Below are 13,478 nucleotides of genomic sequence, written 5' to 3'. Positions count from 1 at the left end.
ATATCTCCGGTTTGCGGATCGAAAAATATTGCACCTATTGAGATGATCGGGGCATCAGGATTTTTTCCCATGGTTTCAAGGTCGATCATTAGATGGTCACACGTCCTGCTGGTGGATGTGATTTCGTGATGACCGTTCACCTTAATTGGGTGATCTGCCGTCTCGCCAGTTTCATTATCGCTATTGTGATGCTGATTGCCGCCAGTGTTCTCCTTGTGTGGATGTTCAGCGCCTTGCATTTCCTCCGGATCATCTTCCTGAACTTCAACCTGATACTCTTCATCGAATGTTTCCTGGTATGTTGCGTCGCCCATCACCGCGCCACAATCAGGGCAGTTGCCGCCGCCGGTCTGACCGCAGGCGGTGCAGACTTTTTCCACTTCCTGTTGCGCTACTGGTTCAGGCTGTTTCGTTACTGGCTCGTTTTGTAACGCATTTGGACTGTTTTGTTCCGCTTTTTGGTAGTTCCGTTCCGATTCATGCTGGTTCTGGTTCACAGAATCGCGGGTCTGGATCCCCTTAACCCATTTCGGATCATTCGGGTCACTAATCCCTTCAACAAATTCACCACGTGATGCAGCAAGCAACTTATCAGCGTCAGGCTGGCTGATATTGGCTGCCTGCATAATTTTGTTTACTTCGTCAGCGGTAACTTTTATCGGCTCTGGTTGTTCTGAATCTTCAGCGGTATCTACATTTTGCGGTAAGCCCGTGTATGTGCCATTTTTTCGGGCAAAATATTCTTCTTTTGTGATTTCAGTGGCGCCAGCAGCCAGTGCCTTATCCAGACCAGAAAGTTTGTTTGCGCGACCGTATTTTTCTCCGTCCTTATCTGCGAAGAGGAAATAAAACGGCCCCTCACGCTCTACAGATGGTTCAGCTTCCGGCGCGGTTTCATTTTTTGGGATATCAGATACCTCAGTTTCCACTGCATCAGTTTGTGTTTCTGATGACTGGAGAACATCAACAGTGCCCAGGTCTGTTTCTTCATTCTCAAACACGCCCTTTGTCGTCAGGTATTCGCAGATATATTTGTTCAGTGCTACGGGATCTTTGTGAATGTCGATCGGACGCTCACGGACAAGGCCAAAAATAGTCTGGCGGTCGTAGCGAAGGGCATCAGGCTGTTTGCGCATTGATGCCGAGATACGCTTCCAGTCTTCGCGGTCGTTGTCGATAACTTCATTTTTTGCCCAGCGATGGATGCTGCCGTCAATGTTTCCGGCATCCACATCACCAGGCCAGAGAGCGTAGGCCAGTTCGTCATCCAGTGTTTTCCATGTCTGCTTGTATTCGCGATGAATGGCAGCAATGACCGGGCTGATTTTTCCTGTTGAATTTTCAGTGTACTGTTGATTGGCTCTGGCGCGTGCGAGATCAACAACAGACGTGTATTTTCCGGTTTCCTTGCGTTCACCTTCGCAACGTTTTTTCCAGATGCGCATCTCTGCCTGAATTTCGGGCCATTTAGCACCAGGAATACATTTATGCTTAACCCACCCAATGGCGTGCAACTTAAGCTCCGGATACATGGCGTTAACTTCTGGCATTTTCATCAACGCTTCAACGATATGTCCGTCGAATGTTGCCATGTCTTCCTGCAACAATTCCTGTGCGCTAATAACCATATCAACGGTGATGTTTTCACATGTGTCGAACTTAACCATGACAGCGTTCTGTACTTCAGGGGCCAGCTTGTCAAAAGTGACGTTCATCGGATCGGATTCAGTCTCATTCGGGACAAAAGAAGCAGACTCCTCATCCCAGCGGTTTTCCTGCATATATTCAGCATCCCATGAATCGAGGGCAGGGCGGGGTATGCCAGGTTTATCCTCGCAGACAATAAATTTATAAGCGCAGTCCTGAGCAGCCGGATAATGTTCCAGGAATTGCCAGTGAAATTTTGCTCGAGCACGGCGTTCGTCGCCAGCTTCAATGGCTGTGGCTACAGCCACAGCGCCTTCTTCCCTTGTTGCCAGTTCGTCAGGAATAGCGGCGCAAATAAAGACTTTACTCATTTTGTTTTAACCTCATGACAGATTTAAGGATGAACAAATCCCTGCCATTGCTGGCATATAAGAATGAAACCGGATATTTATTACGGAACTGTTTTAAAGACCTGCCGAGATTTCGATATTATCCTGGTTAATAACTTTATCGACCGGGTAACAGTTACCGGGAATTTTCTGTTCGGTTGCTGCAGTCATACACTCCTGCATTGTCCTGTGAACACTGACTGCAATATCAACTGGCACTCCGGAAACAAGAAAAACTGTCAGAACAAGCGCAAATGCTGAATTCATTGTGCACATCCTTTTGGCATCAGACGTAAACGAGCCAGCATTGAAACAATGCATATTTTATTTAATAGCTCCCGTTCTTGTTTTCTCTTGTTAATGGCATCTTCAGTAAATACAGGGTTACTGATAGTGACACCAATTTCAAAACAACCTTCAGACGTATTAACGTTTGGTAATAACGTTTTCATTATCGCGTCCTCAACAATAAATTTTGTGATGCAGTGCCTGGTGCCTCCAGGTGACGTTAACCAGTTAACAATTAACGTCGGATACAGAGAATCCACCCATAACACTGTTTTTGGTTTTAACTGTTCCGCGTGCGCTTAGCCGCATTCACCGCATAACAAAATTCACTTTAAAAACGGCGGCAGAGCAGTCACGGAGTAAAACTGATACCGCCAAACGTCACCAGAAAATTGATAACAGAGGGCGTTGCAGCGGGGTTGTCACTTAAGCGTATGGTCAACCTGACAACCCGGTGTCCTCAACGGGGAAGGAATAACCCCGCCATACTTACCGCCGCGCCATTTTGCGGGTTGCCACAACCGGAAGCGCACGGTCGAATTAAATTTAACGACACCGTACAGTGAGACGAACTTCGCCGTGCGCTTTCGTGTTGTGTGCCTGCTTTTAACCACGTCAGGCGAGGTGGTATCCTTAAAATCACCACAGTTTTAAGGATTCATTAAGCAATGTCGCAACCACCAATAAATCCGCTTAAGAACATGAAAATTGATTACTGGTATAAAGCGCTTACAGTTGTTGGCGCTGCGTTGTTTGTCTTTAATGGAACGTCTTTTTTTGACAGATATCCCGTTGTTCCATTGGGTTTTTTGTCCTCCGGCATCTTTTTTATTGGTTTGGGGGAGTGGATTAATCACCCTCTCAAAGTGAGATTTATTGGCCCTGGAGTTTGGACTCGTGGATATAATCGTTCTTCGTGCGCACTCGGTATCATCTTCGACATACTTGGTTGTTTCCTGATTGTTACAGGAGTCGTCAAGTTCTTCTGATGTAAAACCGCAAATGGGGCACGTAACGGGAATTTTGAAAAGCGTTTCTCCGGGTTCCAGAACAAAATTTTCTGCGGTCTGATTTTGCTTCTCATATTTGTGCTCCGCGTCATTGTGAGAGCACATTCTTATTCTGAGTGCCTGTTTAAACTCACTGAAGCTGAGAGCTTCTTCGCCTTCGGCAAGGCCTTCGAAGTATTCTTCGTAAGCCTTTTCCATGATTGTGTCGAAATCCATATCACTCACCTGAGTTTCTTTCCAGCCAGCGACGGGCACCATTTTCGGTTTTAAACGTTTTGCTTTTGGTATACGTCATCGCGGTGAACGTGCCGTCCTGGTTGGGGAACACGCCACATACCAGAGATTCGCTGTTGCCAAGATCGATAGTATCCATGCTGACCTCATTTCCCCTTAACGCCGGGGTAGCGGAACTGTTTGCTGAGAACACCGTGCGGTGTCTTGATGGAAAGTAATTTAGAATAACCTAACATGAGAGGCAAGTGTTTTTTGTTAGATTAGTCTAACAAAAAGAGTGAGCGCAACTAATCACTTGAAAAGAATGTTATTTTATTGATTTATTTTTACGCGCTTTAAGCATTTCTTCGAAGAGTTTGTTGAAGTTTTCTACTCTTGCGCGCATTTCAGACAGCAAGGCTTCCTGCTCGGAAGATGGAAGAGCATCGAATAATTCGATCAATTCTTTGTGGTTGGGAGTTAGCTCTGTTTCCACATGAAGTTCTTGTGCAGGCACTGGTGCCTTGTCTTCGTCACCAAACATTAGCCATGTAGGTGAGCACTTCAGAGCATCCGCTAAAGCAAACAATCGTTTTCCGACTGGCTGGGTTTCGTCTCTTTCCCATTGTGAAATTGTGACGTGAGCAACTCCAGCGAGGCGCGCAGCTTCTCGTTGTGTTAAGCGTAATTCTTTTCGTCGCGCCAGAACTCGCTGGCCTAGGGTTCTTGTATCCATAGTTAGGTAATTCTAATTTTTCTTGACTTAGATATCCCGCGCACAATAATGTTAGAAAAGTCTAACAAGAGGGGGCTTTGATGCTTAAAGTTGACGCAATTACTTTTTTTGGCAGCAAAACAAAGCTTGCCAATGCCGCAGGAGTGAGACTGGCAAGTGTTGCTGCTTGGGGGATACTGGTTCCTGAAGGTCGCGCGATGCGTCTACAGGAGGCATCTGGCGGGGAGCTTCTGTATGATCCCAAGGTTTATGACGAATATCGTAAGACGAAGCGGGCGGGGCGGTTGAACAATGAAAATCACTCCTGAACAGGCTCGTGAGGCTCTGGATGCCTGGATATGTCGACCAGGAATGACACAGGAGCAGGCGACGATATTAATCACTGAAGCATTCTGGGCTTTGAAAGAGCGCCCGAACATCGATGTTCAGCGTGTCACAGATGAAGGTGGCGCGGTTGATCAGCGAGCGCTTGGCGTTAATCGAGTGAAGATATTCGAACGCTGGAAGGCTATCGACACCAGGGATAAGCGTGAAAAGTTCACGGCGCTAGTGCCTGCAATTATGGAGGCTATCCGGATTAATGATTTCAGGTTGTATCGTGAAATTAGTGACGGAAAAAGCATCACGTACATGATCGCCGGGTTAAACAAAGAATATGGCGATGTGGTGGAGTCCGGACTGCTTTTTGCTGATCCTGCCGTAGTGGATCGTGAAACTGACGAACTTATAGAAAAAGCAATTGCTTTCAAACTTGCGTATCGACAGCAATACCAACAAAAAGCTGGATGGAATTATGAGCCTTCTTTTTGCTGAACGCCCACTGGTTATAAACACACAGCTTGCGATGAAGATTGGCTTAAATGAAGCCATTGTGTTGCAGCAGTTGCATTACTGGTTGAGAGATACCAATTCCGGCATGGAATGTGATGGTGTTCGCTGGATTTACAACACAACGGAACAATGGCTGGAACAGTTCCCATTCTGGTCAGAGTCAACGTTAAAGCGCGCGTTTGCAAGTCTGAAAACGCTGGGGCTTTTGCGTTGTGAAAAGCTCAATAAATCAAAGCGCGATATGACCAATTTCTACACGATTAACTATGGGAGCGAGCTTTTAGATGATGGCAAATTGAGCGAATCCATCGGTTCAAAATGCGCCGCTCCATCAGGTCAAAATGACACGATGGAAGAGGTCAAAATGAAACGCTCCATTGGTTCAAAACGACCCAATGTCATCGGGTCAAAATGGCCCGATGATCCTACAGAGAATACAACAGAGATTACTACAGAGATTACTACAGAGAATAAAAACACTTTTCGTCCGGAAGCTTCGCAACCGGACCCGCAGACGGCTGAACAGGATTTTTTAATCCGGCACCCTGGCGCAGTTGTGTTTAGTGCGAAAAAACGCCAGTGGGGTAGCCAGGAGGATCTGGCGTGTGCGCAGTGGATATGGGGGCGGATCGTGGGTCTCTACGAACAGGCCGCCAGTGATGATGGCGAGATCATGCGACCAAAAGAGCCTAACTGGACTGTCTGGGCCAATGATGTGCGCACAATGCGGATGCTGGATGGCAGAAGCCACAGACAAATTTGTGAAATGTTTGGTCGGGTACAGCGGGATCCATTCTGGGTAAAAAACATCATGAGCCCGTCAAAGCTCCGCGAAAAATGGGACGAACTGGTCATCCGCCTGGGGCGTTCACCTGTACAGCGTTGTGTTAATCATATTTCTGAACCGGATACAGAAATTCCGCCTGGTTTCAGAGGATAAGTTTTGATTTCAGGTCATGAGGTAATTTTAAGGGGGACTTGTGGCAAAAGTTTTTACACAAGAAGAGCGGGAAAAAATTAAAGGGCAGGTGGTGGAACTCGTGCGCCAGAGCGGTCGTGAGACGTTACGGCAACTGGAAGCTAAAACAGGTGCGACTAGATATCTGATGAGCGTTCTTGCCAGAGAGCTGGTAGCCAGTGGCGATGTATACAACTCCGGCTACGGGTTATTCCCGTCTGAACAGGCGCGTAAGGACTGGCAAAACGCCCGCAAAAAACTCTCGAGGGCAAAGGTGAAGAAAACAGCTGTGGTTGATCCGGACCTTATCTGGTCGTTACCTGATGGAGAAATACGTCGCTACGACAGTCGCCTAAACATAATCTGTCGCGAGTGCCGGATGAGTGAAGTTATGCAGCGCATACTGGCATTTTATCAGGGATAATGTTAGGTATTTTAGACGTTACTAGATTAAAAAGCATTAGTTCAGGAGTGAATTGACATTCTCATTTTTCATGGCACAGGGTAGATCTGGCGTGGTTGTCCGCTTTGTGCCAAAAGCGGACATCGAATAATTTCAGCAGCACTCAACCTTATTAACCAAATCGCCTCAACTCATATGGACATGCATCCGGAAGTGCCAACTTCGTAAACTTATTCACTTTAAGTCTGAGCCTCACTCTCTTGGCCATAAGTGGCTTGCCAGTATCTCGCCGTAGGGTTCATTAGAATGTGCAATACAAGCCACCATGCAAAAATGCAGGGAGGTTGATTGTAGTAACCGGCAGGCACATATCCGTGAGCTAGTTGATTTCGTAAATCACCATAGATTTTATCTACCAGTAAGGCCTGAAGATTGCCAATTATGTCTACGCCGAAAGCTTCAATAATCAGTGGATTATCTAGTAATCCCTTGAGTCCATTTCGCTCTTGCGAACCGTCCCCGTGAAGCTGCGATGGTTCCTCACCTTTAATTTTAGCCACATATCTCAGACTATTTTCGATCTGGGGAATCAACACGTGGCATGCCGTCATAAAATCTCCATTGAAACCGCAAACCATACCCTTGATGAAAAACTCTTCATGCCCAAACGGGATGAAGGGATGATTGATGAACATATCGCGAAAAAACGCCTCCGAGATTGGATATTTCATTGTGATCTCATCTGTAGCAGGAATAATTTGCCCAGCTACTGCCAACTCATGGTCGATACGCATTCTCGTCATCATTATGGGCCAAATAACTGCCCCATTTGCATCATCAATCCCCAATCCTGCGGGTATGCGAGCAAGTGTCATTCCCTCATGATCAATATGTGTTGATCCAAACATCCAAGCTATGCTGTTGGCCTTTTGTTCTATTGCTTGAGCCTTAAGTCCCTCAATGCTGGTTGGCCGACAGACCAGCATCGCAAGTCTGAAAACCATATCAAACAAATCTCTTCCGACTACCCGACTCTTGGCTTGATGGACAATCTCACTAATATCTTGAGGGGGAGACTGAAGGATAGACATCTGGTGACGGGATTCGATTTGGTAATCACGCATTTCTTCATACAGCGCAAGACGTTCTATTCGGGTTCCTGGAATATTAGCCAGTGCTTCAATAGCATTCTGCATGCAGGCTGCCGAAATCATACCGCCATCTTGGAATTTTGACTCTTCCAGATGTGTATCGGCAAGAAGCCGCCAGAATTCAAACTGTGTATCTCTGTCACAGCACCTATTCGCAATCGGGATTGCGGTTTTACAGGCATCGACGGCAAATGAAAATAATTTTTGAGCCAGATAGTTTTTTGTCAGAAACAGGAGTTCCTGGGCAATAAAAGATGGCTCACTCACTTTACAGTCGATATCGAGTTGCAGGAGTCGCAGCGGATAAGGTGAATCGCCTTGTTCTCTGGTACGTTCATACTCTGCTAGTAGATGTGCCGAAAGCTGATCAAATTCATCCCTGAAATCAGTATGCTTTCGAAAAAAACAACACAGCCTAAGCGCACGCTCTAGGCGTTCTAAAGCACTAACCCACGTCCCTTGCGATGTCATAATAGCTATACTGGACGCATAATAAGCACGGACTGCCAGCAAAGGAAAACGGATTCCACCAATTTTACGAACCCAAAGTGTATCAGCAATACGAGCTTGAAGTTCGGGTAGCTCTATCGTCGGGCAAAATTGAGAAAGTACCTCCAGCGACAACCCGTTAATGTCATCCGGAATTGCAGATCTACCTTGGCTGCTTTGAAAGCACGGACCAAATGGTACCTGTGGATTTTCGGGACGAAAGTGAAAACCGCAAATATGGGTTAGCAGTCTTATCTCCGCTCTTCCATCACCTAGGCTAGAAAGATACTTTGTGATATCAAAGCAGGTAACTGGCAGCTTACTCTGGATTAAGGGGGATAAATCAATAGTGTTAAGTTCGTCGAGGCTGATATTAATATCGTCCATGTCGTCACCTTGATGATTTGTTAATGCGGGGGCAACATTAATAAATGTACTTGAGACCGCAATTTGTCGATGGAGCCAACATTTATAACTATGTGCTTCTACCCTCTGAATTTTTACATGTGAATTGCTAGCTTGAATAGCTCTATCATTATATACGTGGCACTAAATTATGGCTGTTTTTCGCTCAAAGCGGACTAGAAGGTTAGCTTGTGTCGGACTTTGCGTATTAAAAGAAGTGCTGGTGGTGACTAGTGGTTGTGCCCCATTTCCACAGAAAAAATCAGAGAAACTATACCCAATAGTTGTATTGAATCACTGACGAGACAGCCTCATATTCATCAGGACTGGTCTACGTCCAATACAGGAGGTTGTGGTGCTGGTTCTCAAATGTGCGCTGGCTATTACGGCTGTAATGGCGATTTATTGTCTTGCTATTGTTCTTATGGATCGCCTTTCTGACTGATTTCACATTGGCGAGGTAACGGTAGTTAAGTAGAATGGCTGCGGGTGCTTGAGGCTATCTGCCTCGGGCATGAACACCAACGGCAGATAGAGAAAAGCCCCAGTTAACATTACGCGTCCTGCAAGACGCTTAACATTAATCTGAGGCCAATTTCATGCTAGACATATGTAGGTTAGCCTCTTACGTGCCGAAAGGCAAGGAGAAGCAGGCTATGAAGCAGCAAAAGGCGATGTTAATCGCCCTGATCGTCATCTGTTTAACCGTCATAGTGACGGCACTGGTAACGAGGAAAGACCTCTGCGAGGTACGAATCCGAACCGGCCAGACGGAGGTCGCTGTCTTCACAGCTTACGAACCTGAGGAGTAAGAAACCCGGCGAGGGAGAAATCCCTCGCCACCTCTGATGTGGCAGGCATCCTCAACGCACCCGCACTTAACCCGCTTCGGCGGGTTTTTGTTTTTATTTTCAACGCGTTTGAAGTTCTGGACGGTGCCGGAATAGAATCAAAAATACTTAAGTAGCGCGCAGGGATAAGAGGGATGGTCCCTTAAAGGGGAGAGCTAATTATCCGGAAGGATTCTGATGATGAACATCGAAGAACTGCGTAAAATTTTTTGTGAAGATGGCCTCTATGCTGTGTGCGTTGAAAATGGAAATCTTGTTAGTCATTACCGCATTATGTGTTTGCGAAAGAATGGGGCTGCGTTAATTAATTTTGTGGATGGTCGAGTGACAGACGGATTTATCTTGCGCGAAGGTGAGTTTGTCACTTCATTACAGGCACTGAAAGAGATCGGAATAAAAGCAGGCTTTTCAGCTTTTGCAGAAGAATAAACTCATCTACAATCTTGCGCGGGGCTGAACTCCCGCTGAGTAACACCGTGCCACCGGAGAAAACCGATGGCACGCAACGTAAAATATTACAATTCTGATAATTCGCCCGTTCTTGTCTGCACGCACGAGCGGTATTCTCACGCATTCAAGTCTGAATGGTTCCAACACCCTCCATGCACTGAAGAGCAGGCTGAATGGATAATTCAGTGTTACCGCAGGCGCGGATACGAGGTTAAGAAAGCCCTTAGCCTCGACTACCGTCACTGGATAATCTCAGTCAGATTGCCTTACTCCGAACGCCCACCACGTGCGTCCCGCACTTTCCAGCAACGGATCTGGAGGTAACGTGCGGGTATTACTTAGACCTGTTCTGGTGCCTGAGCTTGGGCTGGTGGTCCTTAAGCCGGGCCGTGAATCCATACAGATATTTCATAATCCTCGAGTGCTGGTGGAACCGGAACCAAAAAGCATGCGTAATCTGCCATCCGGAGTCGTTCCTGCCGTTCGCCAGTCGCTGGCGGAAGACAAAACATTGCTGCCGTTTTTTAGTAACGAACGGGTGATTCGTGCTGCTGGCGGTGTTGGCGCATTGTCTGACTGGCTATTACGTCATGTTACATCCTGCCAGTGGCCTAATGGCGATTACCATCACTCTGAAACAGTTATTCACCGTTATGGTACCGGCGCAATGGTGTTGTGTTGGCACTGCGACAACCAACTGCGTGACCAGACATCGGAATCACTGGAGCTGCTTGCTCAACAAAATCTGACAGCATGGGTGATTGACGTCATCCGTCACGCAATAAGCGGTACGCAGGAGCGGGAATTATCTTTGGCTGAATTATCCTGGTGGGCGGTCTGCAATCAGGTGGTGGATGCACTACCTGAGGCTGTATCGCGTCGTTCGCTGGGATTACCAGCGGAAAAAATCTGCTCGGTGTACCGCGAAAGCGACATCGTACCGGGAGAGCAGACCGCCACCAGCATATTGAAACAACGCACAAAAAATCTTGCACCGTTGCCTTACGCCCACCAGCAACAAAAAACACCACAGGAAAAGACGGTGGTAAGCATCACCGTTGATCCAGAGTCTCCGGAATCTTTCATGAAGCTGCCTAAACGTCGCCGCTGGGTTAAGGAGAAATACACACGTTGGGTTAAGACACAGCCGTGTGCTTGCTGCGGTATGCCAGCCGACGATCCGCATCATCTGATTGGTCACGGGCAGGGCGGAATGGGAACAAAAGCACATGATCTCTTTGTGTTGCCTTTGTGCAGAAAGCATCACAACGAGTTGCATACGGATACAGTGGCATTTGAAGAGAAGTATGGCTCCCAACTGGAGCTGATATTTCGTTTTATCGATCGCGCGCTGGCAATTGGCGTACTGGCGTAAGTGGAGAACGAGCATGAACCTTGAAGCCTTACCAAAATATTACTCCCCAAAATCTCCAAAATTGAGCGATGACGCTCCAGCGACAGGCACCGGTTGTTTAACAATTACGGATGTAATGGCAGCGCAGGGGATGGTGCAGTCGAAAGCACCACTTGGGTTGGCCTTATTTCTGGCAAAAGTTGGTGTTCAGGACGCTCAGTTTGCGATTGAAGGCCTGCTAAATTACGCGATGGCACTGGATAACCCGACATTGAACAAATTGAGTGAAGAAATCCGGTTACAGATTATTCCTTACCTCGTGAATTTTGCCTTTGCTGATTACTCCAGGTCTGCGGCAAGTAAGGCTCGCTGTGAGCATTGTTCAGGTACGGGATTTTATAATGTATTGCGCGAAGTGGTGAAACACTACAGACGCGGGGAATCTGTAATCAAGGAAGAATGGGTGAAGGAACTATGTCAGCATTGCCATGGTAAGGGCGAAGTCAGCACAGCGTGCAGAGGGTGTAAGGGTAAAGGGATTGTTCTGGATGAAAAAAGAACCCGGTTTCATGGCGTACCGGTATATAAGATTTGTGGGCGTTGTAATGGAAACCGGTTTAGTCGTTTACCGACCACGCTGGCACGACGTCATGTCCAGAAGCTGGTACCAGACCTGACCGATTATCAGTGGTATAAGGGGTATGCGGACGTCATTGGTAAACTGGTAACAAAGTGCTGGCAGGAAGAAGCATACGCGGAAGCGCAATTGAGGAAGGTGACGAGATAAATGATTTTTGCTGAAGATGGCGACATGATGTTTGCATTTTTCAAAAAACATGGATAAGATTTTCTCAACGATGGGCTTTGTGTATCCGACGTTTAGAAAAAAGTAGAAAACCCGCTTATAAGCGGGTTTTTGTGCTTTAAATGGGGCAATAGAGATATTGAATCTCATCCCGGGATAAACATTGGCAGTTGAAGGTCCACGCGAACCATTTATCCAGCAAAATTCCACGCGTAATCCTGTGGTAATTTCTTCTGCATCTCGAAGATTGAGAGCTGAAACGTGAAGCTGGGCATCGATACGCCATCGGATGGGAATATAAGACCTTTGCTGCTTTTGTAGTCAAAGTTTTTGACAATTCCTGTCATTTTAGGGGACAGAAAAACTCCTTAATACTGATAACCTGGTGCACCATACACACGTTCCTGGAGAAAACTACTTTTTTGATAGGATTGAAGGTGGCTGGATGTCTAAAATAAACATTGCTTCATATGTTCAACTATGAGTTAATGACTGCGTCGGTTTGAAGAACAGACGATATACGAAGTAGTTTACTAAAGCAGTTCTCATTTCAGGTGTTATTCACTTATTCCTTCTTTGAGTCTCTCCAATTAAGTACGAAGTCGTTTCTGTTATGCAAACCATTTATGCCGAAAGGCTCAAGTTAAGGAATGTAGAATGTCAAATAAAATGACTGGTTTAGTAAAATGGTTTAACGCTGATAAAGGTTTCGGCTTTATTTCTCCTGTTGATGGTAGTAAAGATGTGTTTGTGCATTTTTCTGCGATTCAGAATGATAATTATCGAACCTTATTTGAAGGTCAAAAGGTTACCTTCTCTATAGAGAGTGGTGCTAAAGGTCCTGCAGCAGCAAATGTCATCATTACTGATTAAAATTCATCGCTCGTCTGTATACGATAACGAAGAAGGCTGATGCCTGAGTAGAGATACGGACAGAGTAGTGAATATTGGATCTCTTTAATAAAAAGTAAGGAGGTCCAATACATGAAACAATGGCTAGCATATTTGGCAAAATCTTAATCAGGAAAAGTATGCTAACCATTGTGGTGAAGTGCAGGTTTGCTGCATGAATAGTTTCACAGCAGAAGCTAACTGCTGGCATCGCAAAACAAAGTGCGTAAGTGGATGACTCCCACAAAAAGCACCACAATCTCAAACCCGCTCAGGCGGGTTTTTTATTATCTGCTTTAAATATATTATTAAAATATAAAAAATACTTGTTACTAATAAAATCAATCAGGCTACAGCTTTAAGATTTGTCTGGAATACTTTGTTGCAATGAGGGCAGATCAAAAGGGCACCTTTTTGTACTCTTGAAAAACTGTGTTCTGACTCTTGGGTGCAGTTTGGGCAGGAACATTTAACGAGATAATTACGGCGTGATTTTGAGTCTTTACGTTCTGACATAGGCTTTTCCTGTATAGACTGGCCCCCTGAATCTCCAGACAACCAATATCACTTATTTAAGTGATAGTCTTAATACTAGTTTTTAGACTAG

The 13,478-nt window shown here is 46.0% G+C and carries 17 protein-coding genes and 2 pseudogenes; 10 read left to right on the top strand and 9 right to left on the bottom strand.

The genetic code is table 11. From position 1 onward, the window contains the following. The 6 genes and pseudogenes from BEB54_RS26760 to BEB54_RS26735 all read right to left on the bottom strand — a co-directional run. The coding region (locus tag BEB54_RS26760; protein ID WP_105282329.1) for a 3'-5' exoribonuclease domain-containing protein at positions 1–2,018 on the bottom strand (2,018 nt) is incomplete at its 3' end. 93 nt (positions 2,019–2,111) lie between these two features. After that, on the bottom strand, positions 2,112–2,303 hold the full coding sequence (locus BEB54_RS26755; RefSeq protein WP_001083282.1) for a DUF1482 family protein: 192 nt from the start codon (positions 2,301–2,303) through the stop codon (positions 2,112–2,114). After that, positions 2,300–2,488: a cell division inhibition protein DicB gene (dicB, locus tag BEB54_RS26750; protein WP_000854559.1), complete on the bottom strand. Its 189-nt coding sequence runs from the start codon at positions 2,486–2,488 to the stop codon at positions 2,300–2,302. The genes BEB54_RS26755 and dicB overlap by 4 nt, the downstream gene beginning before the upstream one ends. 960 nt (positions 2,489–3,448) lie before the next feature. Next, a pseudogene (ydfB, locus tag BEB54_RS29775) lies at positions 3,449–3,550 on the bottom strand (protein YdfB); the annotation flags it as partial. A gap of 1 nt (position 3,551) precedes the next feature. Continuing rightward, complete coding sequence (locus tag BEB54_RS26740; RefSeq protein ID WP_000379589.1) at positions 3,552–3,707, bottom strand: DUF1391 family protein; 156 nt, start codon at positions 3,705–3,707, stop codon at positions 3,552–3,554. 168 nt (positions 3,708–3,875) lie between these two features. Beyond that, entirely contained in the window at positions 3,876–4,283 is a 408-nt protein-coding gene (locus BEB54_RS26735; RefSeq protein ID WP_000381212.1) for a helix-turn-helix domain-containing protein, read from the bottom strand. An 80-nt stretch (positions 4,284–4,363) separates the two neighbouring features. Here BEB54_RS26735 and BEB54_RS26730 point away from each other — a divergent pair, with 80 nt between their 5' ends. The 4 genes from BEB54_RS26730 to BEB54_RS26715 are packed head-to-tail and all read left to right on the top strand — an operon-like array spanning position 4,364 to position 6,496. Beyond that, entirely contained in the window at positions 4,364–4,591 is a 228-nt protein-coding gene (locus tag BEB54_RS26730; RefSeq protein ID WP_000921594.1) for a Cro/CI family transcriptional regulator, read from the top strand. Continuing rightward, positions 4,575–5,096, top strand: coding sequence for a toxin YdaT family protein (locus BEB54_RS26725; protein WP_000705349.1), 522 nt, complete (start codon positions 4,575–4,577; stop codon positions 5,094–5,096). Before BEB54_RS26730 ends, BEB54_RS26725 begins: the two co-directional genes overlap by 17 nt. Then, positions 5,077–6,054 (top strand): hypothetical protein, encoded by a 978-nt coding sequence (locus BEB54_RS26720; RefSeq protein ID WP_123059765.1) that lies wholly within the window; start codon positions 5,077–5,079, stop codon positions 6,052–6,054. Before BEB54_RS26725 ends, BEB54_RS26720 begins: the two co-directional genes overlap by 20 nt. 40 nt (positions 6,055–6,094) lie before the next feature. Then, a complete protein-coding gene (locus BEB54_RS26715) occupies positions 6,095–6,496 on the top strand; it encodes a DUF977 family protein (protein ID WP_001151189.1) in 402 nt (133 codons plus the stop codon). Between the two features lie 218 nt (positions 6,497–6,714). Here BEB54_RS26715 and BEB54_RS26710 read toward each other — a convergent pair whose 3' ends face one another. After that, positions 6,715–8,502, bottom strand: coding sequence for a DUF4209 domain-containing protein (locus BEB54_RS26710; protein ID WP_105282327.1), 1,788 nt, complete (start codon positions 8,500–8,502; stop codon positions 6,715–6,717). 674 nt (positions 8,503–9,176) lie between these two features. Here BEB54_RS26710 and hokD point away from each other — a divergent pair. The 5 genes from hokD (at position 9,177) to BEB54_RS26680 (ending at position 11,962) form a co-directional block, all read left to right on the top strand. Further along, entirely contained in the window at positions 9,177–9,332 is a 156-nt protein-coding gene (gene hokD, locus BEB54_RS26700; RefSeq protein WP_000813254.1) for a type I toxin-antitoxin system toxin HokD, read from the top strand. A 216-nt stretch (positions 9,333–9,548) separates the two neighbouring features. After that, positions 9,549–9,800 (top strand): protein Rem, encoded by a 252-nt coding sequence (gene rem, locus BEB54_RS26695; RefSeq protein ID WP_000980999.1) that lies wholly within the window; start codon positions 9,549–9,551, stop codon positions 9,798–9,800. Between the two features lie 66 nt (positions 9,801–9,866). Beyond that, positions 9,867–10,145 (top strand): hypothetical protein, encoded by a 279-nt coding sequence (locus BEB54_RS26690; RefSeq protein WP_023140913.1) that lies wholly within the window; start codon positions 9,867–9,869, stop codon positions 10,143–10,145. 1 nt (position 10,146) lies between these two features. Beyond that, the gene (locus tag BEB54_RS26685; protein WP_001385829.1) at positions 10,147–11,196 is read left to right on the top strand and encodes a DUF968 domain-containing protein; all 1,050 of its coding nucleotides are present in this window, start codon (positions 10,147–10,149) and stop codon (positions 11,194–11,196) included. A gap of 13 nt (positions 11,197–11,209) precedes the next feature. Then, positions 11,210–11,962, top strand: a complete 753-nt coding sequence (locus BEB54_RS26680) for an antitermination protein (protein ID WP_001047131.1) — start codon at positions 11,210–11,212, stop codon at positions 11,960–11,962. A 174-nt stretch (positions 11,963–12,136) separates the two neighbouring features. On the opposite strand, the pseudogene cspF reads toward BEB54_RS26680, so the two are convergent. Next, positions 12,137–12,339 (bottom strand): annotated as a pseudogene (gene cspF, locus BEB54_RS26675) (cold shock-like protein CspF); the annotation flags it as partial. A gap of 298 nt (positions 12,340–12,637) precedes the next feature. On the opposite strand from cspF, the gene cspB reads away from it, so the two are divergent. Next, on the top strand, positions 12,638–12,853 hold the full coding sequence (gene cspB, locus BEB54_RS26670) for a cold shock-like protein CspB (RefSeq protein WP_000066484.1): 216 nt from the start codon (positions 12,638–12,640) through the stop codon (positions 12,851–12,853). 363 nt (positions 12,854–13,216) lie between these two features. On the opposite strand, the gene ynfU is transcribed toward cspB, so the two are convergent. Next, positions 13,217–13,387 (bottom strand): putative zinc-binding protein YnfU, encoded by a 171-nt coding sequence (gene ynfU, locus BEB54_RS29565; RefSeq protein WP_001405948.1) that lies wholly within the window; start codon positions 13,385–13,387, stop codon positions 13,217–13,219. Positions 13,388–13,478: the final 91 nt, after the last annotated feature.

It is taken from the genome of Escherichia sp. MOD1-EC6021, assembly GCF_002965245.1.
Lineage (GTDB): Bacteria > Pseudomonadota > Gammaproteobacteria > Enterobacterales > Enterobacteriaceae > Escherichia > Escherichia coli_F.
This window is presented reverse-complemented; position numbering and strand designations above follow the sequence as displayed.